This window comes from Pseudomonas sp. GL-RE-29 (assembly GCF_019947275.1).
In the GTDB taxonomy this organism is placed as follows: Bacteria; Pseudomonadota; Gammaproteobacteria; order Pseudomonadales; family Pseudomonadaceae; genus Aquipseudomonas; species Aquipseudomonas fluorescens_A.
In genome coordinates this window covers 183,423-209,988 of sequence record NZ_JAGYGD010000003.1, presented here as the reverse complement: position 1 = coordinate 209,988, position 26,566 = coordinate 183,423, and the positions used below count along the sequence as shown (strand labels likewise).

Below are 26,566 nucleotides of genomic sequence, written 5' to 3'. Positions count from 1 at the left end.
TCAGTGGTAGAGGTGGTCTTGCTTGCGCAAGCTCGATTGAATGATTCGATCCGGGATCAGCGCACACAGGACGATCGCGACGCCGGCCAGCACGCCCTCTCCGCCCTTGATGTTGCGCAACGCGGTCATGACGTCGTAACCGAGGCCGCCGGCGCCGATCAGTGCAGCAACGACGACCATCGACAGGCTCATGACGATGGTCTGGTTGATCCCCAACAACAACGAACGGCGAGCCAGCGGCAGCTGCACCTTGATCAGGGTTTGCCATGGGCTGGCACCGTGGGCGACGGCGGCTTCGACCGCATCCTTGGGCACTTCCTGAATGCCCAGCGACGTCAAACGGATCATTGGGGCCAGGGCAAAAATCACCGTCGCGATCACCGCAGGGGTCTTGCCGACGGAAAAGAACGCTACCGCTGGAATCAGGTAGACGAAGGTCGGCAGGGTCTGCATGACGTCCAGCAAGGGCGTGATCAGCCGGCGTACCAGCGGCCGCTTGGCCAGCAAGATGCCGGTGGGAACACCAATGATCAGGGCGATCAGCACCGACGAACCCACCAGTGCCAGCGTGGCGATGGTGCGCTCCCAAAAGCCGAACAGGCCGATGTATAACAAGGCAGCGCTGCTGGTGAGCGCCAACGCCAGGCCCGCAGAGCGCCAGGCCAGAAATACCAGGGCCAGTGCCGAGACCGGCCATGGCAGCCAGCCGAGCACGTTTTCCACCCCTTCAATGACCGTGCGAACGGCAACGATCACACCCACGAACGCCGTTTCGAAGGTGACTTGCGACCAGCCGATAAACTCGTCGATGCTCTGCGCCGTCAACAGCAGCGCCTGCCGGTTGACCGGGAACTGCAACAGCACGTGACCGGTGTCCGGGGTCACGACGCGCCAGATCACCAACGCTTGCGAAACCAGCAGTACGCCCAGCGGCAGCGCCCAACCGGAAACGCCCCGACGCAGCGCATGTCGACTCATCGAGACAGCGGTGAATCGGCTGGCGACCAGCAGGAGCAACGCCGCCACAATCGCCAGCCACGACGAGCCGGCAAAGCCCTGCCCCAAGGCAGCCAATGCCGCAAGTTCTACGGCAAACGTGCCCCAGAACAAGCCGCCCTTACCCCGTGCTGCCAAGGCCGCCGGCCCCAGCAACAGCGCTTGCCACCACGGCAAGCCAGGGGAGGAAGGCTGCTCGCGACGTTCACCTTGTGACGTTTGCAGACCGCTGCTGTTCAAGCTGCGCGGGGCGGTCGAGGCTGGAAGGTGGTCGCGGAAAAAGTCCGCGACTTCAGCATCGGCCGGTTGCTCAAGCAGTTGTTGCGGCGTGCCCAGCTGCACCAGGCGACCCTGGCGCATCACCGCGATGCGGTCAGCCAGGCGAATGGCCTCGGCCGGATCATGGGTGACCAGCAAGGTGCTGATCCCGCGTTCACGGGCGATGGAGAGAAAGTGGCTTTGCAGGTCGCGGCGGATCGTCGGGTCCAGTGCGCTGAACGGCTCGTCCATCAGCAGGATGTCCGGTTCCGTCACCAACGCCCTGGCCAACCCGACCCGTTGCTGCATGCCCCCGGACAGTTCGTGAGGATAGTGCTCGCCCCACCCGTCCAGCCCAACGGCTTTCAACTGAATCGCGGCGGCCGCATGCCGGGCGGATTCCGCTTCGCCGCACAACTCCAGCGGCAACGCGACGTTGTCCAGAACGGTGCGATGGGGCAGCAGGCCGAAATGCTGGAACACCATACCGATGCGTCGCGATCTCAGTGTGCGCAAAGCCTTGCTGCTCAGACCGCTGATGGCCTCACCTTCGATCAGCACTTCGCCGCTGCTGGGCTCGATCAAACGGTTGATGTGTCGCAGCAAGGTTGACTTGCCGCTTCCAGAAGTCCCCATCAGACACATCACTTCACCGCGACGTACCTTCAAGCTGACATTGCTGACCGCAGGTAACGCCGGCGTGCCTTTTTTGCGCAGATAGGTCTTGGTGACATCCCGCAATTCGAGCACCACATCGCCGTCATTTGCGTGATCGTCCGGCTGTAGCGGTCTTTGCCCGGACGCGATCCGGTCCAGTGCCAAAGGGGTTTGTATGACTGTCACAGGAACTCCCGGCCAACGACCCATAAAAGCTTGCTTACGGGTTGGAAAAAGTGAGTCTCGGGCTGTGACCAAAAACGGTTAGCCCGACGCAAAAAAAGCGCCGGACGTGAAGTGCGGCGCTTCTGATGACATAAAGCTAAACGATCTTAAAAAACTTATATAAATACTATTTTGGAATTAGCTTAGGCTTCTGTGGTTGGTAAGAAATGGCTCTGGCATAAGGCTTTGCGCAGGCCCACCGCTCCTGAAGCGGGACACCGTCTACGCTGAGTGCAACGGCAGCACACATTCGCCTCTAGTCGGTTGATACAGGGGAAACGGGATGACCGGAAAAACAGCGTTGCACTGCTCGTCCTGGATCTTCCCTTCTTTGCTTGTCCTCAACCTGGCGCTCACCGCCGGATGTGCAGGCAAGAGCTCCACGTCTCGCTATACCACCGTAGGCTCAAGCTGCTACGCAAAAGCCCTGCCTACGGCTGGTGAAGGCGGCCTGGCCTGGGGCAACACCATGAGCATGGCGCGCAAAAAATCCATGGACAATTGCATGCGCTATGCCGGGCGATCCGGTGGCACGCCGAACACCTGCCAGGTAGTGTTGGCGGAGTGCAGGCATTGATCGCAGGCGCGTCAATCCGCCTGCACGGTCACTTGTTGTTGCTCACCCAAGCCCGCGATGCCCAGGCGCATGGTCTGACCCGCGCGCAGGAATACCGGATTGGGCTTGATACCCAGGCCCACGCCCGGTGGCGTACCGGTGGAAATCACATCGCCCGGTTGCAGGCTCATGCAACGGCTCAGGTAAGCAATCAATTGCGGCACATTGAAGATCAGCGTGCGGGTGTTGCCTTGCTGATAGCGGTGGCCATCAACCTCCAGCCACAGGTCCAGTGAGTGCGGATCGGCGATCTCATCGCGGGTCACCAGCCATGGACCGAGCGGGCCGAAGGTGTCGAAACCCTTGCCCTTGTCCCAGGTGCCACCGCGCTCCAGCTGCCATTCGCGTTCCGACACATCATTGATCACGCAATAGCCGGCGACGTGTTCCATGGCGTTCGCTTCATCGATGTAGCGCCCGCCTTTGCCGATGACCACGCCGAGTTCCACTTCCCAATCCGTCTTGACCGAGCCGCGCGGGATTTCGATGTTGTCGTTGGGGCCGCAGATGGCGCTGGTCCATTTGCTGAAGATGATCGGTTCTTTCGGCACTTCCATGTTCGACTCGGCCGCGTGGTCGGCGTAGTTCAGGCCGATGCAGATGAACTTGCCGACCTGCCCTACACAAGCGCCGATACGTGGCTTGCCGACAACGAGCGGCAGGCTGGCCGGATCAATGGCGGCCAGCGCGGCCAGGCTTTCCGGGCTCAGGACTTGAGCGGCGATATCTGCCACGTGGCCCGAGAGGTCGCGGATCTGATTATCAGCATCCAGCAGGCCGGGCTTCTCCGAACCTTTTTCGCCATAACGCAACAGTTTCATGTGTTTCTCCTGCTCAAACTGAAAGTGCAAACCGGGTTTCAGATGCTCATGCCGCCATCGATGACGTGCACGCCGCCGGTGGTGTAGGTCGACGCATCACTGCCCAGGTACAAGGCCAACTGGGCGATCTCGGCGGCGCTGCCGATTCGACCCATGGGTTGGCGGTCGAGGAACTGCTGATAAACCTTTGCTTCGTCGACGCCCTGTTGTGCGGCCTGCGCGGCAATGCGCTGGCGCAGCGACGGCGACTCCACGGTACCGGGGCAAATCGCGTTGCAGCGAATGCCCTGGCCGATAAAGTCCGCAGCGACAGCCTTGGTCAATCCCACCACTGCGGCTTTGCTTGCAGCATAGGCAAAACGGTTGGGCACCGCTTTGACGCTGGAAACCACCGATGACATGTTGATGATCGAGCCGCCCCCACGTTCCAGCATGCCCGGCAGAAAGGCACGGATCATGCGGTACATGGCCGTGACGTTCAGATCCATCGAGCGTGCCCACGCCGCTTCGTCGCATTCGAGAATATTGCCGCTGTGGACGTAACCGGCGCAGTTGAACAACACGTCCAGTCCACCGATACGTTCACAGGCTTCGCTAATGGCATTGGCCGAGGTCACGTCCAGCGTGAGGGCGGTGATGCCCTCGACGCCTTCAAGCCCCTGGATATTGATGTCAGTGGCAAAGACTTCGGCGCCCGCCTGGGCAAAGGCAATGGCGCTCGCCATGCCAATGCCCTGCCCGGCCGCCGTGACCAGCACCCGTTTGTTTTGCAGGTTCATGCCGTCTCCAGGTTCGCGCTGGTGGTCGCGGTTTTCGGGGTTCTGCCGAGCATCGACGCGGGGATGGCCAGGATCAATCCGCCGCTGACGAACAGGCACAGGGCCAACACGTAGGTGCCGTTATTGATGTTACCGGTGAGGTTTTCCGCGACGGCGGTGATCATCGAGCCGGTGAAACCGGACAGGTTGCCGAAGGCGTTGATCATGCCGATGCCTGCTGCAGCAGCGACGCCCGACAGCACGGTCCCCGGCAAGGTCCAGTAAATCGGCATCAGGCTGAGAATCCCCGAGGCGGATACGCTGAGGAACAGGATAGACAGCACCAGGTTGTCGGCGAAGTAGGCACTGAGCATCAGCCCCAGCCCGCCGATGAACGCAGGAATCGCGGCGTGCATGCGGCGCTCGCCGGTGCGGTTGGAATGCCGTGCGTTGAGCAGCATCGCGACCACCGCCACGGCGTAGGGAATGGCGGTCAGCAAGCCGATGTGCAGGCTATTGGTGATACCGGTGCTTTTGATGATTGATGGCATCCAGAACGCCAGACCGTAGAAGCCGGTGTTGAAGGTCAGCAGGATTAGCACCAACAACCACACTCGCGGGTTGAAGAATACTTCGCTCAGGCGTGACGCCTTGCCCTGGTTATCGGTTTGCAGGTTGGCCTTGAGCAAGGCTTTTTCGGCAGCCGACAGCCATTTGGCGGAGTCGATGTTGTTGGCCAGGCAAACGATTACGACAAACGCCATGATGATTGACGGAATGCCCTCGATGATCAGCATCCACTGCCAGCCCGACATACCCTGCACGCCTTGCATGCTGTTCATCAGCCAGCCGGAGAGGATCCCGCCCAGTGTCAGGCTGATCGGCATGGCCATCAGGAACCCGGACATCACACGGCTTTGCCGATGGGTTGGGAACCAGTAGTTGAGGTACAGAATCACACCCGGGAAGAAGCCGGCTTCGCAGATACCCAGCAGGAAGCGCAGCACGTAGAACATGGTGCTCGATTCGATATGGAAGAACCCTGCCAGCGGCACGGTGAACGCGACGGCCATGGAGATCACGGCCCAGGTCAACATGATCCGGGCAATCCAGAAGCGCGCGCCGTAGCGATGCAGCAGCAGGTTGCTCGGCACTTCAAACAGGAAATAGCCCCAGAAAAACATACTGGCGCCCAAGGCATAGACGGTGTTGCTGAATGAAAGCTCGTTGAGCATGTCGAGCTTGGCAAAGCCGATGTTGACCCGGTCCAGGTACGCCGCCATGTAGCACAGGAGCAGCACGGGAAGGATGCGCCAGATGACTTTGCGGTAAGTGCGGTCTTCAAAATCGAGTTCGCTGGCTTGCGCCTGCGCGGGCAAATGCTCGGATATCGTTTGCATTAAGGTAACCCCTGGGCATGTGGACATGCCTGATTGTTTTTATCGAAGTTGGGTCACGCCGAGTGAGCGATTCACTCGGCGGCGGAGCAATGATGACTACAGTGCCTGGGCGGTTTTTTCTCCGTTGACCAGGCGCGTCAGCCCCAGTGGATTGCTGTTCTTCAGGGCCTCGGGGAGCAAGGCATCGGGGAAGTTCTGGTAGCACACCGGGCGCAGGAAACGATCGATGGCCAAGGTGCCCACCGAAGTACCACGGGCATCAGACGTGGCCGGCCAAGGGCCGCCGTGGACCATCGCGTCGCAGACTTCCACACCGGTGGGATAGCCGTTGACCAATACGCGTCCGACTTTTTGTTCAAGCACGGCCACCAGGTCGGCGGATTGCTCCAGTTCGGCCGTTTCGCCGATCAGGGTCGCGGTCAGTTGCCCGCGCAAACCTTGCAGTGCAGCTAACAATTGCGCTCGATCCGCCACCTCAACCACCACGGTGGCCGGGCCGAAAATTTCCTCTTGCAGCAACTCATCGCCGGTCAACAGCAAGCTGACGTCGGCCTGGAACAATTGCGCCCGGGCTTGATCGCCCTGCTGCTTCTGTCCCGCCAAGTGCATGAGCCGCGGATGCGCCAGCAAGGCTTCGCAACCGTGCACATAACTGCGCAGGCCGCCGGCATTGAGCATGGTTTGCGCCGGTTGATCGGCGATCAAAGCAGCGAGTGCCTTCACGAAGTGGCTGAACGCTGGTGAGCGAATACCGATGACCAGGCCGGGGTTGGTGCAGAACTGACCCGCGCCCATGACCACCGACGCGGCCAGTTCGCTGGCGATACGCTCGCCGCGGACGTGCAGGGCTTCGGGCAGGACCAGCACCGGGTTGATGCTGCTCATCTCGGCGAACACCGGGATCGGCTGCGGGCGAGCGGCGGCCATGTCGCACAACGCCCTGCCGCCCTTCAGCGAACCGGTAAAACCGACCGCTTGAATCAGCGGATGCTTGACCAACGCCTCACCGACGCCGGCACCGAAGATCATGTTGAACACGCCGGCCGGCATCGCGGTTTTTTCGGCGGCGCGAATGATCGCTTCGGCCACTCGCTCTGCGGTTGCCATATGGCCGCTGTGGGCCTTGAACACCACCGGGCAGCCAGCCGCGAGCGCGGCGGCGGTATCGCCACCGGCGGTAGAAAAGGCCAACGGAAAGTTACTGGCACCGAACACGGCCACCGGGCCGACGCCCAAGCGGCATTGGCGCAGATCGCCCCGAGGCAGGGGTTGGCGCGCGGGTAGCGGCAAATCGATGCGCGCACCGTAGAAATCACCGCGGCGCAGGGTCTGGGCAAACAGGCGCATCTGGCCGCTGGTGCGGGCTCGTTCACCCTGGATGCGCGCCGCAGGCAAAGCGGTTTCCTGGCAGACCAGGGCGACGAAATCATCACCCAGTGCATCAAGTTCAGCAGCGATCGCGTCGAGGAATTCGGCACGGCGTGCGGCGGGCAGGTTGCGGTAGATCGGGCTGGCTTGATCGGCAGCCGTGGCAGCGGCGTCCACTTCCTCGACCGTTGCCTGAATGAAGGCCGTAGGCAGTGCTTCTCCAGTTGTCGCATCAACGCTGTGCAGCACCACCGATCCGGCGGCGCTGCGGCCACCGGCGATGAAATTGTGTCCGGACAGTTGGGGCATGACAGTCTCCTGACCGTGATTGGAAGCTGGTCGATACTCTACTGTCGCGAACCGATTCTTTCCCAATGGCATTTTTGGATTAACCGATAACGAACCGTTATCGAGAAAGCTACGCGTTTTTTGACCTGTAGGAGCCGGCTTGCTGGCGATGGCGCCCGATAATTCGACACAGAAGGCACATTAGAGACCGCTATCGCCAGCAAGCCGGCTCCTACAGATTTCGGCGCGCATTTCAGCCAGCCAAATCGCGAGCCAGCCGGGCGTTTTCCTTGAGTATCTCGGCAAATTCCAAAGCCGCGCCAACCAGGTGCTCGCCTTTGCGCGTGAGGATGCCGTAGTCCTGCGGCACCAGATGCAACGGTGTATCCAGCGTCTTCAGCTGACCGCTCTCAAGCAGCGGATTGACCATGGCATTGGGCAGCATCCCGATCATCGGCCCGCGCCGCAAAACCTGAAGGAAGGTCTGCATGGAAATGGTATCGACCGTGTTCCTTGGCATCCTCACCCCCGCTTCGGCGAACGCCAGTTCCATGCGCCCGCGAATCGGCGTGCCGACCGGGTAGAGAATCCACGGCAGATCCACCAATTGCTGTAAAGAAGTCGGCCCGGCGTCAGCCAGTGGATGGCTGCTGTTGACCACGATGCAAAACGGCTCCGGCGCCAAAGGCTGGAAGTCATAGCGCTGCTGCTGGCTTTGCTCGGTGAAACGGGCGACCGCCAGATCGAGCTTTTTCTCTTCAAGCATTTCCATCAGGTGATTACTGGTTTGCTCCACCACCTCAATCGACAGCAAGGGCCAGCGTTGCTTGATCTGCAATATGGCCTCGGGCAAGGCCACCGCCGTGGCGGCGAAAATCCCGCCGATCTTCAGATGACCATGACCCCCTTCGCGCAGGCTGCTGATCTGCTCGACGAACGAGCGGGCATCGTTCAGGGCGATCTGCGCGTAGCGCAACACGTGCTCGCCCAGCGCCGTAGGCGGCATGCTCCGGGGTTGCCGTTCGAACAGCGCGAAGCCGAGCAGGCTTTCGATTTCCTTGAGCATCTTGCTGATGGCCGGTTGGCTTAGGTTCATCTGCTGCGCCGCCAGGTGCATGTTGCGCGTGCGCCCCAGGGTGTCGATCAGCAGCAGATGGCGGAATTTGAGCCAGCCACAGAAGCTGGAGAAGGACAGATCGGACATGGGCATTCCTTTGGGCGGCAATAACCAGACGTTATCGAATACTGAATATATCTCATTGGAGTTTATCGACTGCCCGCCCTAGCGTGAAGGCTTTACGAACCAGGAAGATTCGCCATGTCGCTACTGCTTACTCCCGAAAACACCCTGCCGGTCGACGGCGTAGCCGGTACCTTGATTGGCCGCGCCTGGGTTCCCGGCCAGATCGCCGGGCCTTCGCCCATCGTCCTGCGCGCTGACGGCGTGTTCGACCTGTCGGAGCGTTTCGCGACCTTGAGTGATTTGCTGGAATCAGAGGCGCCACTGTCGGCGGTGCGCGAGACGCCCGGCATCTTCCTTTGCAGCATCGAAGCCCTGCTGGCCAACAGCGGTTCCAATTCTGATCCCGCCAAACCTTATCTGCTGCCGCCCTTGGACCTGCAAGTGATCAAGGCCGCTGGCGTGACCTTCGCCGCCAGCATGATCGAGCGCGTGATCGAGGAACAAGCCGGCGGTGACGCGGCCAAGGCCGAAGCCGTGCGCGCTACCGTGCAAGCCGTGATCGGTGACAACCTGCGCTCGATCGTTCCAGGCTCCGAACAAGCCATGCGCTTGAAAGCCTTGCTGATCGAACAAGGCATGTGGTCGCAATACCTCGAAGTCGGCATTGGCCCGGACGCAGAAATCTTCACCAAGGCACCGGTTCTCGCCGCCGTCGGCAGTGGCAGCCGCATTGGCATTCATCCCGGCTCGCAATGGAACAACCCGGAACCGGAAGTGGTGCTGGCCGTGAACAGCCGTGGCCAGATCCATGGCGCGACCCTGGGCAATGACGTCAACCTGCGGGATTTCGAAGGCCGCAGTGCGCTGTTGTTGAGCAAGGCCAAGGACAACAATGCGTCCTGCGCGATCGGGCCGTTCATTCGCCTGTTCGACGAGCACTTCAGCCTGGACGATGTGCGCGCTTGCGTGGTCGACCTGGAAGTCCTGGGCGAGGACGGTTACCGGATGCAGGGCTCCAGCTCCATGAGCCAGATCAGCCGTGATCCGCAAGACCTGGCCGGCCAGACGCTCAACGCCAATCACCAATACCCTGATGGTTTCCTGCTGTTTCTCGGTACTCTGTTCGCCCCCACCGAGGATCGCGATCATGCCGGCAGTGGTTTCACCCACAAATTAGGCGACCGGGTCAGCATCAGCAGCCCGTTGCTCGGCAGCCTGCACAACCAGGTGACCCACAGCTCCGAGGCCGCGCCCTGGACCTTTGGCGTCAGTGCCTTGCTGCGCAACCTGGCGTCCCGGGGACTGCTCGCCCGCTGAAGACACGCCGGATTGTCGATTCATCCAATTACAAGAGAGACCCGACCATGAGTGACACCCCAAAGCGCCGCCTGCGCAGTGAGCAATGGTTCAACGACCCTGCCCACGCGGACATGACTGCCCTGTACGTCGAACGCTACATGAACTACGGGATGACCCGCGAAGAGCTGCAATCGGGCCGCCCGATCATCGGCATCGCCCAGACCGGCAGCGACCTGACCCCGTGCAACCGCCATCACCTGGAACTGGCGCAGCGGGTCAAGGCCGGCATTCGTGACGCCGGCGGCATTCCCATGGAATTCCCTGTCCACCCGATTGCCGAACAGTCCCGTCGGCCGACGGCCGCGCTGGACCGCAACCTGGCGTACCTGGGCCTGGTGGAGATCCTCCACGGCTATCCACTGGACGGCGTCGTACTCACTACCGGTTGCGACAAAACCACCCCGGCCTGCCTGATGGCTGCTGCGACCACCGACCTGCCTTCCATTGTGCTGTCCGGCGGGCCGATGCTCGACGGCCACCACAAGGGTGAGCTGATCGGCTCCGGCACCGTGCTCTGGCATGCGCGCAATCTGATGGCCGCCGGTGAAATCGATTACGAAGGCTTCATGGAAATGACCACCGCGGCGTCGCCCTCGGTCGGTCACTGCAACACCATGGGCACCGCCCTTTCGATGAACGCCTTGGCCGAAGCCTTGGGCATGTCGCTACCGGGTTGCGCGAGTATTCCGGCGCCCTATCGTGAGCGCGGGCAAATGGCCTACGCCACCGGCAAGCGTATTTGCGAACTGGTGATGCAGGATGTTCGACCCTCGCAAATCATGACCCGCGAGGCGTTCGAGAACGCCATCGCCGTCGCCTCGGCTTTGGGCGCATCGAGCAACTGCCCTCCTCACCTGATCGCCATCGCCCGGCACATGGGCGTCGAGCTGAGCCTCGATGACTGGCAGCGCATTGGTGAAGACGTACCGCTGCTGGTCAACTGTATGCCGGCGGGCAAGTACCTGGGCGAAGGCTTCCACCGCGCGGGCGGCGTGCCGTCGGTGATGCATGAACTGCAAAAAGCCGGGCGCCTGCACGAAGACTGCGCCACGGTCAGCGGCAAGACCATCGGCGAAATCGTCAGCAGCAGCCTGACCAGCAACGCCGACGTGATCTATCCCTTCGAGACGCCGCTCAAACATCGCGCTGGTTTCATCGTGCTCAGCGGCAACTTCTTCGATAGCGCGATCATGAAAATGTCGGTGGTCGGTGAAGCGTTTCGCAAGACCTATCTGTCTGAACCCGGTGCGGAAAACAGCTTCGAAGCACGGGCCATCGTGTTCGAAGGTCCGGAGGACTATCACGCGCGCATCGACGACCCGTCGCTGGATATCGACGAGCGTTGCATCCTGGTGATTCGTGGCGCGGGCACCGTGGGCTACCCGGGCAGCGCGGAAGTGGTGAACATGGCGCCTCCGGCGGCGCTGATCAAGCAAGGCATCGATTCCCTGCCGTGCCTGGGCGACGGTCGCCAGAGCGGCACCTCCGCCAGCCCGTCGATCCTCAACATGTCGCCGGAAGCGGCCGTGGGGGGTGGTTTGGCGTTGCTGAAAACCAACGACCGTCTGCGTGTCGACCTCAACGCACGTTCGGTCAACCTGTTGGTGGATGAAGCCGAAATGGAGCGCCGCCGCGCCGAGTGGACGCCGAATATCCCCGCCTCGCAAACCCCGTGGCAGGAGCTGTACCGGCAACTAGTGGGGCAGCTGTCCACTGGCGGCTGCCTGGAACCGGCCACCTTGCACATGCGGGTTATTGCGCGCAGTGGCGGTGAGCCGCGGCATTCGCACTGATGGTCGCTCACTACTCAGCAAGCGCTTGTCAGTACCGAGCACAGCAAGACTGATTTGAGCCGGGATTCAAATCCCGGCTCCTCTCAAGCCTCAAGGATCGACTTGCCCCATCAGTTCGGCCACCGACTCCTTGCGATTTGCATAGCGCTGAGCGAGGACCGCACAGACCATCAGCTGAATCTGATGGAACAGCATCAACGGCAGGATCAATACGCCGATGGTGCTGCCGGCGAACAGAACCTGAGCCATCGGCACGCCGGTGGCCAGGCTTTTCTTCGAACCGCAGAACAAAATGGTGATGCGGTCTTCCTGATTGAAACCAAACGCTTTGCCCAACACCGTAGAAGCCACCAACACCAGCCCCAGCACCACACAGCAAGCGACCACCAGTCCGGCCAGATCCCGCAACGGAATCTGATGCCAGATGCCTTCGTTCACCGCTTCGCTGAAAGCCCCGTAGACCACCAACAGAATCGAACCCTGATCCACAAACTTCAGCCAGCTCTTGTTGCGCCCTACCCAAGCGCCGATCCAGCGCCGCGCTATTTGTCCGGCAATGAACGGCAGCAACAGTTGCACGCTGATTTTCAATATCGCATCGACGGTCGAGCCGCCGTCGCCGTGCACGTTCAGCAGTAACGTCACCAGCAGTGGCGTGAGAAAAATCCCGAACAGACTGGAGGCCGCCGCACTGCAAATCGCTGCCGGAATATTGCCGCGCGCCAGAGAGGTAAAGGCAATCGCCGACTGCACCGTGGCGGGCAGCGCGCAGAGGTAAAGCATGCCCATGTACAGATCGGCACCAATCATCGGTGACAACACAGGCTTGAGCGCCAGGCCGAGCAGCGGGAACAGCACAAAGGTCAGACTGAACACCAACAAATGCAGGCGCCAATGACCGGCACCGGCGATGATCGACTCGCGCGACAGCTTGGCGCCATGCAGAAAAAACAGCAGGGCAATGGCGCTGTTGGTCAGCCAGCCAAAGCCCACCGCGACCTGACCGCTGGCGGGCAGCAAACTGGCGAGAGCCACGACACCGATCAGGGTCAGGGTGAAGTTGTCGGGTAAAAAACGAGGGCGAGTCATCAGGATCATCCAGGATTGCCGGGAACGTGACGACGACTGTAACGCGGTGGGTGATTGCCGACTAACGCTAATAAGCCAGTGGATGTCGGCTAAAGGACAGATAACGGCAGCCCTGTGGATTTATCGATCAATCAGTTTGCAGGAGCCCTGCCCTGTTCAGTAATCCGCTGACTAGTCGATAATTGAAACACTACCTTTTAGATATCGGCACGCCCAAATGGATCAGATTCTTTCTCTTCTCTCCGATACCCTTCCAAAAGCCAAAACCCTGGAGCAGCTGACGCGTCCCTTGCTGGCCCTGCTCAGCAAGGTAACCGGTATGGAGTCGACCTATCTGACGACCATTAATACCGACGAGGGAGTCCAGCGTGTCGAGTTCGCGCGCAACGTCGGTGACATGGTGATTCCTGAAGGGCTGGTCGTGCCTTGGACAGATACTCTGTGCAAGCGGGCGCTGGACGAGAATCGCATGTACTCGGATAACGTGGCCGAATGTTGGAGCGATTCGGAGGCCGCCGCGGCCCTGGGCATCAGGACTTACGTGAGCGCGCCCATCAGATCCCAGGATGGGCAAGTGCTGGGTACGGTATGCGCCGCCAGCTCGGATCGGGTGGCCCGTTCTCCTGAAGTGGAACCGTTGCTGATGCTGCTGTCAGGGTTGCTCGGATATTCTCTTGAACGTGGGCTGCTGGTTGAGCGACTCCAGGCTGCCAACGCCGAGTTGACCAAGCTGGCCCTGACCGATCCACTCACCGGCCTGTCCAACCGGCGCGCGATACTAAACGATGCCGCGCGCCTGTTCGCCCTGGCCCAGCGGGAGCACAAATACATACTCATGGGTGTCATCGATCTGGATGGGTTCAAGCTCATCAACGATACCCGCGGCCACCTGGCTGGAGACCAGCTACTGCGCAGCGTGGCCGCCCAATTGCAGCATGGCCTTAGAACCAGCGACATCATCGGGCGTACTGGCGGTGATGAGTTCATCGTGATCGCCTTGGGCACACCCTCCCAACACTCGGACCTGGCAGAAGACATGCGACATGCCGCCGAACTGCTTCAAGATCGCCTGTCCCAAGCGACGATTGGGCGATATGAGCTGGGCCACGATCTGGGTGATATTCAATATACCGGCGCGAGCGTCGGGGTGGTGGCAGTGATCCCGGGCAGCATGACTGTGGACGAGGCTACAAAACTGGCAGACCGCGAGATGTATAAGGTGAAACAGCAGCGAAATCGTCAACGGGTATAGGACAAGGTCAGCTATGGGGCGAGTCGCGTCTCGTCGCAATGACTGAACACAGGTAGCAAAAGATCAGAAATCCGCTATTACGTAGTAATCGCCAATTCATTCATTGCAGATCGTCACAGGAACGCCCCACGATGCGAAATCCACTTCAGCACTCGAGAGTTCGTTTTGGTTTTTTACTGGGTGTTATCTCAGTGGGGCTGACCGCTTGCACCAGCGACGAGAGCATGACTGCACCTAAAGAAATTACTCGCCCTCCTATCGACGACAGCGAAACGTCTTCTGTGCGTGTCACTACGAGTTGGCTGCAACACTCATTTAGCCAAACCGGCTGCATGGAGCACGCAAGAGCGGCTCTTACAAAAGCGAGATATTTTGTAGAGACAGGAGACAGATCAGTCTATGGGTTGCGTGAAGGTATGACTTTTTCGATTCGCTGCGACTACGAAGGCGTTGCTTTTTTCGCAGTGGCTTATCGCAACAGGCCGAGTACGCAAACCCAGGATCGGATCCTGAATCAAATCACCAGGCTATTTTAAGGACTTCAGGCAAGAGGTTTAGCGGCTCGCTCGCGAATTTTCCACTGCTATGCTGATAGCATCTGTTTCTAACCCAGAGACGAGTAGCATGGCAACACAAGGCAACCATTCCCCGTTCATGCTCAAGGCCATGGCCTGCTCGGCAGGAATTTTCCTTGTCGCCGGGGCTGTTATAAATCTACTCGACACGTACCTTGACCTGACGTTGTTGGCAGATGCAACGGGCTGGCTGCTAAGTTTTTGGGATTGGCTTTTGCTGGAATCGCCAGTGCCGAATTGGTCGCTACTGATGATTATCGCGATTTTAATCAGCACTCTGTCTGTTGCGATTTACTACGCACGCATGACTGATGGAGCTTACGGCGAGTTACACGAAATAGAACGAAAAGTTTACAAAAAGAACAACCCTCACTTTCCACAGCTGACAGATAACCAGACGCTATTGATGGAAGCTTTGGCCTATCATGCGAACTTCAGAAAAGTGGCTAACTTAAACTCAATTTGCAAGCTTGTCTCACTCAGCACGTTAGAAGTCGAAGCCGGCCTAAAACAACTCCAAGCCAAACGGCTGGTGAGGCAAAAAGTGACAAGGGGTACCTTCGGCGCCACGATTTTTGAACTGACCCTGGCAGGAAAGGACTATGCGTTAGAGCGACTTGAGCTAACGTAGTATAAAAAGCCTGAAGGTACTTTCCTGATTAACATGGCTCCCCCCTCCGGGCGACATGTTTCACCTTTTCAGAACAACCAGTGGACGTGACCACATCAGTAGTCACGCCATGCCTTCTTGGGTTGGAAGGAAAGCAGCGCAGCGCTGGTTTTTTCGCTTGCAGCTGCAATTCCTTTATTCAATTCCTGCGCCGGTCTAGACACTCACGGCGCAAGGCAAGGTTATTGATCTCCATGCAACTGACCGAGTGATCGTCATCGTAATCCTTGTTTTTGGCCTTGGCCTTGGCTTTGCCGCAATTGCCATTGTCATTGCAATTGCCTTTGCCTTTCTGATCGTTGTTGTTTTTTAAGCAGTTTCTGACGTCACTTGCACTGCCCGCATCGTCACAATCCGAACCGGCAAAGGACACCGTTGGCAATGCCAGGGATAAAAGGAATGTGAACACCGCGGCGGTTACGATTCGCATAATCAAACTCCCGAGTAGATAACTTATTACCCTGCAGCTACTGCCTTGAGCCGCTCGGACTGACTATAGCAGGCCCCGCAAAAGCGGCTCGTCAGAAGCCCGTTTTGAATCGCCCTGCCCGCTCGCTCGCTCGCCCGCAGCCATATCGGATTACAGCAGGTGTGGCTTGAACATGCTGTTGGTGATCATCGGCGCGGGCACTTCATCCGGGTGCTGCTGGCAGAGGAATTCGCGTATCGCTTCGGCAGTTCGCCTGGCGCTGGTCACCACGAAAAAATGCCCCTCGCCCTGCAAGACGTGCAGTTCGGCACGGCGAATGGTGCGGCGCAGGATGTGCGCGTTGTACAGCCGCACCAGGGTGTCGCGTTCGCCGGTGAGGATCAGCGTGCGCTGGCGCAAACGGAACAGCCGCAGCAGGCTGGTCCAGCCGACCAGGGCGGTGAGCTGGTGGTAATAGGTTCGCGGGTTGGCCGTGAGCATGCCGTTCACCACACCGAAGCGCAGCAGCGTCTGTATCGAATGGCGCGAGCCTTCTTGCTTGCGCAATTTGGCGTTTTTGCTCCTGCCAAAAAAATCCAGGATGTCCGCGGGCTTCACCAGCATCGCCGGGCCGGCCGACGTCGCCGCGAGGATCAGCCGGCGCACCATGCTCGGGTAACGCAGGGCAAATTCTTGCGCCAATGCACCACCCCAACTCACGCCGAACACATCGACCTGGTCAATTCCCAATTGCTTGAGCATCTCGGCGATCAGGTCGGCATGGCGCGGCAGGCGCATCGGCCAGCGGGGCACTTGCGATTTGCCGACCCCGGGCACGTCCAGTGTAATGGTCCTGTAGTCCTCCAGTTCATTGCGCAGGGGATCGAAGGTACGGATCAAACCACCCAGGCCGTTGAGCATCAGCAGCGGTGAACCTTGGCCGCGGATTGAAACGTTCAACTGCAAGTCTTTAACGGTTAATTTTTGCGTTGTCATGGTTTCCCCCTTGGTCTGCCCCCAGCTAAGACAACGTCTGGCGTGCAGATGATCCCTCTCACACCCGGCTGCGCAACCACTGCAGGAAACCTTTTTTCTCGATGGCCTTTGGCTCTTCCTGAGTCATCGTATGGGCGATCTGCAAGCGGAAATCCAGCAACGCCTTCATCGCTTGGCACATCTCGTGGCGAGCCTCCATGCACGGCTGGAGATAATCCCGTTCGATCCGGTAAAGATTGCAAAAAGTCAGTGCGGCGAACTCCGCCGGCAGCGCCGTTCCCGAGACGATCCCGCCTTCGCCGATGACCTCCCCCGGCCCCATGCGCCCGGCTTCGAATTTGACGTCAGCACGGAACAAGGCCACCGTCACCACGCCGGACTCAATGATGTACAACTCCGAGCTGACCTGCCCGCCCGCCAGTATGATTTCGCCGGGATTGAAGGATTGCAGGGTCATGTTCTGGCTGACGTGGTCCTTGTCTTCCTCACTCAAGTTACCCGAGAAAATGCTGGTGTGGTCCAGCAAGGCCCTGGCTCGCGACAGCCGCGCGGGCGCACTCTGTTCGATGGTCGAGATCCAGCTGACACCGGCCGCCAGCAAATGCCGGTACGCCAGATCGTACATCTGATTGCGCACCGTGCGCTTCTGATCCATCGACACCACGAAGCCGCTGACTTCGTACTCCACGCCATTGCTGCCGGTACTTTTGATCGTCACCTTGGGTGCCGGTTTGGTCAGCAGAATGCGGCACCCCTGGGCCGCACGCTCAAGTGCATCGAACACCTTGTTCGGACGCACCTGCGGGCTGATCAACAAACTGATCGAAACGCCGAACATGTCACTGGGCCGACTGAAGTTGGTGATCTTGGCTTTGGCTGCCATCGAGTTCGGGATCACGATCATGCTGCCTTGGGAGGTTTGCAGGAACGTGGCACGCCAATCGATATCGGTCACCCGGCCTTCGGTGCCGTCGATGGCGATCCAGTCATCGATTTGATAGGGCTTGGTGGTGTTCAGGACGATTCCGGAAAATACGTCGCTGAGTGTGCTTTGCAGGGCCAGACCGACGATGATCGCCAAGGCACCGGACGTCGCCAGAACGCCCTTGACCGGAAGGTTGAGCACATAAGCCAGCGCGGCGATCACCGCGACCAGGAAAATCACCGCGCCGAGCAAGTCCTGGAGTAACCGGCCGGCGTGCCCAACCCGATACATCATCACGGAGCCGATCATCACCGTGAGCGTACGCGCGCCGAACAGCCACCAGATGATCTGCAGCACCGTGTGCGCAAATTGCAGCGGCGCATCATCGATCAAGGGCGCCGGCTCCCATGGGCTCAAGCCTTCGTGGAACAACAGCACGCTGTACAACGAAAAAATGACCAGACGCGCGAGCACTTTCCAGTTGTACCGGTGGGAACCGACCACGCGCCACATCACCATATCGATCAGGATCAAGGCCAGGCCCCATATCAATGGACGTTCAGAGAACAAGGACAGCATCAAGCACCTCCAGCGCAGTTCAATGACCGGAAGATCGCCTTTATTCGGCGCACCACCGCAGCGCCCACCGGGAGCGACGCCGAATTCAAGCCTGTTGACGCAAAAGTATGGCTGCCAATCGGCAAACCGATAGGTCCCGCCAATCGGGAAGTTTCATGCCCGGATAGCGATGCGCTTTTGCGATGCACCTTGTTGGTCCTGTGCGATGCCCGATCAAAGGTCGTGGATTGTCATGAATTGAAAAAGCATTGTCGCCAAATGAAATGTTTGCCGTCCCCCCGTCTATTAACTTCTCAAAATCTGCGCGGCGAGCCCTGCCTTCCTGCGGCTGGCTCAGCCGCCACAATGTCCGTTCGCTTGCCCGCAGCCATACAACTTCCGGGCGCCCGTTTTGGGTGTCCTATCGGGTGTCACAATGAACAAGAAAAATAAAGACCTCTCCCAGCAAGCTGCCATGCACACGTTGAGCCTGAATCCGGTGTTCAGTCCTCGACGGCGCGACCTGCTCGGCACCGCCCGCATGGTCCTGCAACAAGTGTTGAAGCAACCCGTGCATAGCGCTCGGCATATGGTTGCATTCGGCGTTGAGCTAAAAAATGTTCTACTCGACCGCTCGCAGCTCAAGCCAGCGGCGGGAGACAAGCGTTTTGACGAACATACCTGGCAGCGCAACCCGCTATACCGTCGCTACATGAAGACTTACCTGGCCTGGTGCCAGGAAATGAACGACTGGATCAGCACCAGCAACCTCAGCGAACAGGACGCTCAGCGTGGTCAGTTCGTCATTAGCCTGCTGACCGAGGCGATGGCACCGACCAACACCTTGGCCAACCCATTAGCACTCAAGCGCTTGCTTGAAACCGGCGGCAGGAGCGTTCTGGATGGTCTCTCGCAGTTGACCCGGGACCTGATTGAAAACGGCGGCATGCCCAGTCAGGTGGACAAGACGGCTTTCGAGGTGGGCCACAATCTGGGCATCACCGAAGGCGCGGTGGTGTTTCGCAATGAGGTGCTGGAGTTGATCCAGTACAAGCCCCGTACCGAGCAGGTACAGGCGCGTCCGTTGTTGGTGGTGCCGCCACAGATCAACAAGTTCTACCTGTTTGATCTGACGCCGGAGAAGAGCCTGATCCGTTTTCTCCTCGACAGCGGTATCCAGACCTTCGCTATCAGCTGGCGCAATCCGGGCAAGGCACAGCGTGAATGGGGTCTGTCCAGCTACGTAGAAGCGCTGAAGGAAGCGATCGACGCGGTTCTTGCGATCACCCGCAGCCCTGACCTGAACACCTTCGGAGCCTGTTCCGGGGGCTGCACCCTGTCCTCGCTGTTGGGCCACTACGCGGCCCTGGACGAGAAGAAGGTCAATGCCTTTACCCTGGCGGTCAGTATGTTGGACATACGCCCCGACACCCAGGTCAGTCTATTCGCCGATGAGAAGTCTCTAGAGGCCGCCAAGCGCCGCTCCTATCAGACTGGCGTGCTGAAGGGTCGCGAACTGGCCAAAGTCTTCGCCTGGATGCGCCCCAATGACTTGATCTGGAACTACTGGATCAACAACTACCTGCTCGGCAACGAGCCGCCGGCATTCGATGTCCTCTACTGGAACAACGACACCACCAACCTGCCCGCCACGCTGCATGGCGAATTCATTGACATGTACCAGACCAATCCGCTCGCCCGCGCCGGTGCCATGGAGGTTTGCGGCACACCGATAGACCTCGGTCAGGTCACCAGTGACTTCTACTGCATCGCCGGCCGAACCGACCACATCACGCCGTGGGACGCCTGTTACCGCTCCATGCAACTGTTCGGCGGTCAGGGCGAGTTCGTGGTGTCCAACAGCGGGCATGTCCAAAGCATCCTCAACCCGCCAGGCAACCCCAAGGCGCGCTTCATGACCGGCAACGATTTGCCCGCCGAGGCTCAGGAGTGGATGCAGGCTGCGAGTGAACAGGCAGGCTCCTGGTGGCCCCACTGGTTGGCCTGGTTGCAGGCACGCTCGGGCGATCACAAAAAGGCTCCGGCTAAACTGGGCAACAAGGCCTATGCCGCTGCTGAGGCTGCGCCGGGTACCTACGTGCACTTGCGCTGAACCTGCAATCATCGGACGGGCGCCTGTAGCGGGCGCCCCATCCATTCCTGGTTTTCAGCCCAATGACAGCAGGACGTCGTACCCCCTTGCCGCGCCCCCTTCATGCTCACGCCTGATCAACCGCCTCGACCACTCCCTGATCCTCCCCCAGAAACCCACCGCTTTGATGCTGCCACAGCCGCGCATAGATGCCGTTCTTCCCAAGCAATTCGCTGTGAGTGCCCTGTTCGATGATGCGTCCATCATCCATGACGATGAGCCGGTCCATGGCGGCAATCGTGGACAGCCGGTGGGCGATGGCGATCACGGTCTTGCCCTGCATCATTTCATCAAGGCTTTCCTGAATGGCCACTTCCACTTCCGAGTCCAGTGCGCTGGTGGCCTCGTCAAGCAACAGGATCGGCGCATTCTTGAGCATCACCCGGGCAATCGCGACGCGTTGGCGCTGGCCGCCTGACAGCTTGATACCGCGCTCACCCACAAGGGTGTCATAGCCGGTGTGGCCTTGCCGGTCGCTCAGTTGGCTGATGAACTCATCGGCCTGGGCATTGGCCGCGGCGCTGCGGATTTGCGCGTCGGTTGCATCCGGACGGCCGTAGGCGATGTTGTCGCGAATGGAACGGTGCAGCAGCGAGGTATCCTGCGTGACCATGCCGATGGCGCTGCGCAGGCTGTCTTGAGTCACCTTTGCGATGTTTTGGCCGTCGATGCGAATCTCCCCGCTGTCGACGTCATAGAAACGCAGCAGCAAGTTGATCAGCGTGGATTTGCCCGCGCCGGAGCGCCCTACCAGGCCGATTTTTTCGCCCGGGCGAATGTTCAGGCTCAGGCCATCGAGCACCTGACGTTCGCCACCGTAGTTGAAACTCACATTATCGAAGGTCACCGCTCCGCCGGAGGTCACCAGGACGCCCGCGTTCGGCGCATCCTGCACCTTCGGGCCGCGGGTCAGGGTGGCCATGCCATCCTGCACGGTGCCGATGCTCTCGAACAGCGAGGTCATTTGCCACATGATCCAGTTCGACATGCCATTGATACGCAATGCCATGGCGGTGATGGCCGCCACGGCACCTGCGCCGACCTGACCCTGGTGCCATAGCCACAGGGCAAAGCCACCTGCAGCCATGATCAACCCCACCACCAATGCCTGGTTGACGATTTCGAACTGGCTGACCAGGCGCATCTGGCGAAAACCGGTTTGCTTGAAGTCTTCCATCGCCGCGCGCGCGAAGTGCGCTTCACGATTGGAGTGGGAGAACAGCTTCACCGTCGTGATGTTGGTGTAGGCGTCCGAGATACGCCCGGTCATCATCGACCGCGCATTGGCCTGTTCCTGGCCGACTTTCCCCAGACGGGGCACGAAGTACCACATGGCCAGACCGAACAAGACGGCCCAGGCAATAAAAGGCAGCATCAGTTTCAGAGCGAAGCCGCCGGCCAGTGCGATGATCGCAATGAAATACACGCCGATCCCGGGCACGATCTCGATCAGGGTGAACAGCACGTCGCGCACCGCCAGCGCCGTCTGCATCACCTTGGTAGTGACTCGGCCGGAAAATTCATCGGAGAAAAACGAAAGGCTTTGCCGCAGCATCAGGCGATGGAAGTCCCAGCGCAGCCGCAATGGCAAGTTAATCGCCAATATCTGGTGCTGCACCATGGTGCGCAACGCCACCAGGCCGATACTGGTCACCATGACGATGCCCATGCCCCACAACACGCGACTTTCCTGCGCAGCCGCTTCACCGCCTGCCTGCCAGGTCGAGAGCAAGTCCACAACCTGTCCGAGGAAGGAAAACAGCCAGGCTTCGTAAATCGACACACCAGCACCGAGCAGCGCCAGCGCTAGGATGTAACCGCGGGCACCCCGCGTACAGGCCCAAAGAAAGCGAGCCAGGCCGTCGGGTGGCGGTGGTACCTCGTCAGGGGGAAAGGGGTCGAGCCTTCGTTCAAACGCACGAAGCATGGTGTTCTCCAAAACGATCAAGTTGCGCAGATTCTGCCATTGAACGGTGGCTTTGCGGGTTTTGCGAAGCTGGGGTCAGGTAAGAGGCCCCCCGGACCCTTGCTGCAAGACGAGCTGACGGCATTGCACACCCGAAGAACGCGCTAGGCTGTACTGCGGTGATGACAACACCGCTTTCCAACGCAGGAGCACAACGCATGTACGCAATCATCTTTTTGACGTTCGCTGGCATGGCTCTGTGCACTGGTCAGGCTATGGCGGACACGCTAAAGATCAGTGTGATCGGCGCAGGAAACGTCGGCGGTACGCTTGGCACGCTATGGGTGAAGGCCGGACATTCGGTGATGTTTTCGTCACGCCACCCCGAGGCGCTTACGGAACTGGTCAGGGCTGCCGGCCCCAACGCTCAGGCGGGCTCGGTAAGCGATGCAGCGGCATGGGGTGATGTGATCGTGCTGAGTGTTCCCTACGGTGCAATGCCGGCACTGTCCGAACAACTGAAGGGCAAACTGACCGGCAAAGTGGTGTTCAGCACCAGCAATCCGTTCAGCGGTCGTGACGGCGACGTAGGGCGCAAGGCGCTGGATCTGGGAGTCGCCTTGGCGGACCAGCAATATTTGCCTGGGGTGCACCTGGTGCGAGCGTTTAACGCCATAGGGTACGCATCAATGAAAGACCAATCTGGCAAAAGCAAGGCGATCCCCACTTTCGCCGACGACACCCAGGCCCGAGAGCTGGGTGCCCGTTTGGTGCGAGATGCCGGATTTGTGCCGGTGCTTATCCCGCTGGTGCGCGCCAATGAAGGTTTGCCGGGCGGCCCGCTCAGCGGCGTGTTGAGCGAGGCCGAACTCAAGCGCAGATTGGGCCTTTAACAAGTTCTGCCTTGTCGCCACTGGATTCAAACCAAAGCCACGGGTTCGCTAGAGGGTATAAGAAATTCCAACCTGTACCGTTCTCGGCGCCCCTGGATAGGCGTAAACGTTGCCGAACGCCCCTTCCTCGTAGTCTTCGTCAGTCAGGTTTTTCACGTCCAGATTGAGCCTGATCTTGTCATTTACCTTGTAATAGCCAAGCAGGTCGACAACCGTGTAGCTCCCCATTGAAAACGCGGTATTGGCGGTCTGCCCTGCACGCTCATCAACGTACTTGAGCCCTGTACCGAGCCCGAGCCCCTTGAGCGCACCGTCCTGGAATTCGTAGACATTGAGCAGGCTGAAACTGTTCTGCGGAATGTTCATCAAGCGGGTGCCGGACTTGATCACGTTGTCCTTGGTCACTTCGGCATCGACATACGCGTAGCCGCCAATCACCCGCCATTGCGGGGTCAGGTTGCCGGCGACATTCAGGTCGAAACCACGGCTACGAACTTCGCCTGCCGCCACGCTGAAGGTCGAGTCCACCGGATCGGTGGTGAGCACATTGCGCTTTTCGATCTGGTAGATCGCCGCGTCGACGCTCAACTGACTGTCCAGTGCTTCCCACTTGATACCCAGCTCATACGATTTGCCCTTTTCCGGGTCAAAACCACCGCCTTGCCGGCTGGCACCCGTATTGGGCTTGAACGAGCGAGCCGTATCGGCGTAGATCGCCACGTTGTCGGTGAGGTCATAGGTCACCCCTATGCGCGGGGTCACGGCATTGTCGCTGGCATCCCAGCTTCTACCGCCCGGTACGAAGGTTTCGTACTCATGCTCGAAGCGCTCGAAACGAGCCCCGGCGAGGACTCTCAAACGTTCGGTCAATGCCACCTGATCCTGGACGAAAGCGGCGTAGGTCCTGAGGTTTTCCTTGTCATTGGTCGGGGTTCGGGTCAAGGCTGGACGAGGCTGGCCATACACCGGATCGAAGATATCAATCGGATAGGCACTCACCGCGCCACTGGAACGCTGAATGATCGACTTGTAGTCGTAATCCTCGTACTCGACTCCGGTCAGCAAGGTGTGATCGAAACCGCCAGCGGTGAAATGCCCGGTGAGGTTGAGCTGAGTGTCCTTGTCCGTCCACTCCAGCTTGCGATAGTTGAAGTTGCGGCCCAGGGTGCGTCCGTCGGCCGCGACACCATTGGCCTCAACGGCATTACCTTCAAGGGTGCCGTCGAGCCACTGGAAACCACCGCCCAAGGTCCAGTTATCGCTCAGCAGGTGTTCGAAACGCAACTGCGCCATGTTGTTGTCGTTGTGCAATTTACCGACGTCTTTTTCACCAAAGAACGTGTCACGCGACGCAGTGCCAATCTGATTCGGATAGCGTGTCAGGCCACGATCCAGCGGGTGATTATTACGCATGAAATCGCCCTCGAAGATCACCTTGGTGTCATCGTTGGCCTGCCAGGAAATAACCGGAGTCACGCCATAGCGTTCGGTTTCAACATGATCGCGGAAGGTATCACCGCCCTCTCCCACCACGTTCAGGCGATAGGCCAGGCGACCTTCTTCATCCAGCGGGCCGGAGGCGTCCAGCGTGCCACGCTTCATCCCCTGGTCATCGAGCTGGCTACCCAGCGTGACCGTGGGCACGGCCAAAGGTTGTTTGGAAATGACGTTGAATGTGCCCCCTGGATCACCTCGTCCATAGAGCATGGTCGCCGGCCCTCGCAGCACTTCGAGCCGCTCGATGGTGTTCGCATCAGGCATGTTCGGATAACCACGGTTGATCGGAAATCCGTTGCGATAGAACTCGCCGGTGGTAAATCCACGCACTGTGAAAGTGGTCAGGCCCTGGCCACCGAAATTGTTCGCCCGCCCCACCCCTCCGGCGTAGTCGAGCGCGTCCTGCAACCGGGTAGCACTGATGTCCTCCACGACATCCTTGGGCACCACCGTGATGGATTGTGGTGTTTCGTGGATCGACGTGTCGGTTCGCGTTGCACTGGCCGAACGCGTCGCGCGATACCCATCCACCGGCCCCAATGCCGTTTCAAAGTCAGCGGTGCCCACGATGTCGGTCGCTTGCAGCTCCAGACTGGATTTATCGGTTGTCACTTGCTCCGCCCAGGAAGAAGCGGAAAACGCCTGAAGCACACAGACAGAAACCAAAGTACGACGCATCGAGGAAACCTTGAGAAAATAGCCAAATGGGACGGCATTCGTGCCAATAAATAGCGGCGCATGGTAAACCACGCCATTGGCTTTTGATACCTATTCGCATTTGTATTTTCTGGACAGTGCCGGGTTCAACACGTCGTGCTTCGCAGGTTTTCTCAGACTTGGCAGGACGGAGCAATCACCTTTGCATACACCGACCGATCAACATTCCCCCCGGACAGGATCACCCCTACCCTTTTTCCCGTCATCGATTCACGCTCCTGGATAAGTGCCGCCAGGGCCGCCGCACCCGCCCCTTCAGCCAGGTTGTGGGTATCGGTGTAATACACGCGCATGGCCTCGGCAATTTCCTCCTCGCTGACCGATACGATTCGAGCCGCAGCCGACCCGTAGATGGCAAAGGCCTCGGGAATCGGTTTGCGCACGGCAAGGCCATCCGCGAAAGTATTCGCCGTGGCGGTTTCGAGGATTTCTCCCGCTTCAAACGACAACTTGGCGGCCGCAGCCTCCGTGGAAACCACGCCCACCACACGGGTTTTCAAACCCAACGCATCGCGAGCGGCGATCACTGCGCAAATCCCCGAGCCACAGCCAATCGGCACGTACACGGTATCCAGATCCGGTGCGGCCATGAACAGTTCCAGCGCGTAAGTGGCCACACCTTTGACCAGTTCGACATGGAATGGCGGCACCAGATAGAGATCATGCACCTGCGCCAGGCGCGCGGCCTCTTCACGGGCTTCATCAAAATCACGGCCGTACTCGACCACTTCACCGCCAAAGCCGCGCATGGCTTTGTTCTTTTCTACCGAGTTACCTTCCGGTACGACGATCAACGCCCTTAAGCTCAGCGCGGCGGCTGCCAGCGCCAGGCTCTGACCATGGTTGCCGCGGGTGGCGGTGACAATGCCCTTGGCGTCCGGGTGCTCACGTTTGAGCCAGTGCATGAAGGTAATGCCACCACGCACTTTGAAAGCACCGGTCGGTGTATGGTTTTCGTGCTTGACCCACACCGTGCAACCCAGCCGCTCGGCCAACAAAGGCCAGGCGTACTGGGCGGTGGCAGGCATTACCTGGTACACGTGGCGGGCCGCTTGTTCGATATCTTCGCGCGTCAGTGGGTGCATGAGTCGTCTCCTGGTTTTGGCCCAGTCTAGACATACACTCACCCCACCGGCTTTCAAAAAACTGACCTGACTGTCTCGCCCCCTCGATGGAAAATGACAGCTAAGCTTCCTTCTGTATTC

General features: G+C 59.5%; 21 protein-coding genes. 8 read left to right on the top strand and 13 right to left on the bottom strand.

Annotated features, from left to right (window positions below):
- Positions 1–2,097, bottom strand: coding sequence for an ATP-binding cassette domain-containing protein (locus tag KGB21_RS04385; protein WP_223503815.1), 2,097 nt, complete (start codon positions 2,095–2,097; stop codon positions 1–3).
- A 322-nt stretch (positions 2,098–2,419) separates the two neighbouring features.
- Here KGB21_RS04385 and KGB21_RS04380 point away from each other — a divergent pair, with 322 nt between their 5' ends.
- A complete protein-coding gene (locus KGB21_RS04380; protein WP_223503813.1) occupies positions 2,420–2,713 on the top strand; it encodes a hypothetical protein in 294 nt (97 codons plus the stop codon).
- 11 nt (positions 2,714–2,724) lie between these two features.
- On the opposite strand, the gene KGB21_RS04375 is transcribed toward KGB21_RS04380, so the two are convergent.
- From KGB21_RS04375 to KGB21_RS04355, 5 genes are all read right to left on the bottom strand, one after another.
- Positions 2,725–3,573 carry an ureidoglycolate lyase gene (locus tag KGB21_RS04375; RefSeq protein WP_223503811.1) on the bottom strand — a complete coding sequence of 283 codons (849 nt, stop codon included), beginning with the start codon at positions 3,571–3,573 and terminating at the stop codon, positions 2,725–2,727.
- Positions 3,574–3,611: 38 nt separating this feature from the next.
- Positions 3,612–4,352 (bottom strand): SDR family oxidoreductase, encoded by a 741-nt coding sequence (locus tag KGB21_RS04370; RefSeq protein WP_223503809.1) that lies wholly within the window; start codon positions 4,350–4,352, stop codon positions 3,612–3,614.
- Positions 4,349–5,731, bottom strand: coding sequence for an MFS transporter (locus KGB21_RS04365; protein ID WP_034150468.1), 1,383 nt, complete (start codon positions 5,729–5,731; stop codon positions 4,349–4,351). The genes KGB21_RS04370 and KGB21_RS04365 overlap by 4 nt, the downstream gene beginning before the upstream one ends.
- Before the next feature lie 96 nt (positions 5,732–5,827).
- Positions 5,828–7,408: an aldehyde dehydrogenase (NADP(+)) gene (locus tag KGB21_RS04360; protein ID WP_223503807.1), complete on the bottom strand. Its 1,581-nt coding sequence runs from the start codon at positions 7,406–7,408 to the stop codon at positions 5,828–5,830.
- 232 nt (positions 7,409–7,640) lie between these two features.
- Positions 7,641–8,591, bottom strand: a complete 951-nt coding sequence (locus KGB21_RS04355) for a LysR family transcriptional regulator (protein WP_223503805.1) — start codon at positions 8,589–8,591, stop codon at positions 7,641–7,643.
- A 114-nt stretch (positions 8,592–8,705) separates the two neighbouring features.
- Between KGB21_RS04355 and KGB21_RS04350 the strand changes: the two genes are divergently transcribed.
- Both KGB21_RS04350 and KGB21_RS04345 read left to right on the top strand, forming a co-directional pair.
- Complete coding sequence (locus tag KGB21_RS04350; protein ID WP_223503804.1) at positions 8,706–9,887, top strand: fumarylacetoacetate hydrolase family protein; 1,182 nt, start codon at positions 8,706–8,708, stop codon at positions 9,885–9,887.
- Between the two features lie 47 nt (positions 9,888–9,934).
- Positions 9,935–11,722 carry an IlvD/Edd family dehydratase gene (locus KGB21_RS04345; protein ID WP_034150463.1) on the top strand — a complete coding sequence of 596 codons (1,788 nt, stop codon included), beginning with the start codon at positions 9,935–9,937 and terminating at the stop codon, positions 11,720–11,722.
- A 90-nt stretch (positions 11,723–11,812) separates the two neighbouring features.
- Here the strand turns inward: KGB21_RS04345 and KGB21_RS04340 are convergent, their stop codons facing one another.
- Positions 11,813–12,811, bottom strand: coding sequence for a bile acid:sodium symporter family protein (locus KGB21_RS04340; protein WP_223503802.1), 999 nt, complete (start codon positions 12,809–12,811; stop codon positions 11,813–11,815).
- A gap of 217 nt (positions 12,812–13,028) precedes the next feature.
- Here KGB21_RS04340 and KGB21_RS04335 point away from each other — a divergent pair, with 217 nt between their 5' ends.
- From KGB21_RS04335 to KGB21_RS04325, 3 genes are all read left to right on the top strand, one after another.
- Entirely contained in the window at positions 13,029–14,063 is a 1,035-nt protein-coding gene (locus KGB21_RS04335) for a sensor domain-containing diguanylate cyclase (RefSeq protein ID WP_223503800.1), read from the top strand.
- 131 nt (positions 14,064–14,194) lie between these two features.
- Positions 14,195–14,599, top strand: coding sequence for a hypothetical protein (locus KGB21_RS04330; protein ID WP_223503798.1), 405 nt, complete (start codon positions 14,195–14,197; stop codon positions 14,597–14,599).
- Between the two features lie 88 nt (positions 14,600–14,687).
- Entirely contained in the window at positions 14,688–15,269 is a 582-nt protein-coding gene (locus KGB21_RS04325) for a hypothetical protein (RefSeq protein ID WP_223503796.1), read from the top strand.
- Positions 15,270–15,447: 178 nt separating this feature from the next.
- Here KGB21_RS04325 and KGB21_RS04320 read toward each other — a convergent pair whose 3' ends face one another.
- From KGB21_RS04320 to KGB21_RS04310, 3 genes are all read right to left on the bottom strand, one after another.
- Complete coding sequence (locus tag KGB21_RS04320; protein WP_223503794.1) at positions 15,448–15,738, bottom strand: hypothetical protein; 291 nt, start codon at positions 15,736–15,738, stop codon at positions 15,448–15,450.
- 150 nt (positions 15,739–15,888) lie between these two features.
- Entirely contained in the window at positions 15,889–16,713 is an 825-nt protein-coding gene (locus KGB21_RS04315) for an alpha/beta fold hydrolase (protein WP_223503792.1), read from the bottom strand.
- A gap of 58 nt (positions 16,714–16,771) precedes the next feature.
- Complete coding sequence (locus KGB21_RS04310; RefSeq protein ID WP_223503790.1) at positions 16,772–18,217, bottom strand: mechanosensitive ion channel family protein; 1,446 nt, start codon at positions 18,215–18,217, stop codon at positions 16,772–16,774.
- Positions 18,218–18,632: 415 nt separating this feature from the next.
- Between KGB21_RS04310 and phaC the strand changes: the two genes are divergently transcribed.
- The gene (gene phaC, locus KGB21_RS04305; RefSeq protein WP_223503789.1) at positions 18,633–20,309 is read left to right on the top strand and encodes a class II poly(R)-hydroxyalkanoic acid synthase; all 1,677 of its coding nucleotides are present in this window, start codon (positions 18,633–18,635) and stop codon (positions 20,307–20,309) included.
- A 106-nt stretch (positions 20,310–20,415) separates the two neighbouring features.
- On the opposite strand, the gene KGB21_RS04300 is transcribed toward phaC, so the two are convergent.
- Positions 20,416–22,275: an ABC transporter ATP-binding protein gene (locus KGB21_RS04300; RefSeq protein WP_223503787.1), complete on the bottom strand. Its 1,860-nt coding sequence runs from the start codon at positions 22,273–22,275 to the stop codon at positions 20,416–20,418.
- Positions 22,276–22,472: 197 nt separating this feature from the next.
- On the opposite strand from KGB21_RS04300, the gene KGB21_RS04295 reads away from it, so the two are divergent.
- Positions 22,473–23,147 (top strand): NADPH-dependent F420 reductase, encoded by a 675-nt coding sequence (locus tag KGB21_RS04295; protein WP_223503785.1) that lies wholly within the window; start codon positions 22,473–22,475, stop codon positions 23,145–23,147.
- Positions 23,148–23,195: 48 nt separating this feature from the next.
- Here the strand turns inward: KGB21_RS04295 and KGB21_RS04290 are convergent, their stop codons facing one another.
- Positions 23,196–25,322 (bottom strand): TonB-dependent siderophore receptor, encoded by a 2,127-nt coding sequence (locus tag KGB21_RS04290; RefSeq protein WP_223503783.1) that lies wholly within the window; start codon positions 25,320–25,322, stop codon positions 23,196–23,198.
- 152 nt (positions 25,323–25,474) lie between these two features.
- Positions 25,475–26,446 carry a threonine dehydratase gene (locus tag KGB21_RS04285; protein ID WP_223503782.1) on the bottom strand — a complete coding sequence of 324 codons (972 nt, stop codon included), beginning with the start codon at positions 26,444–26,446 and terminating at the stop codon, positions 25,475–25,477.
- Positions 26,447–26,566: the final 120 nt, after the last annotated feature.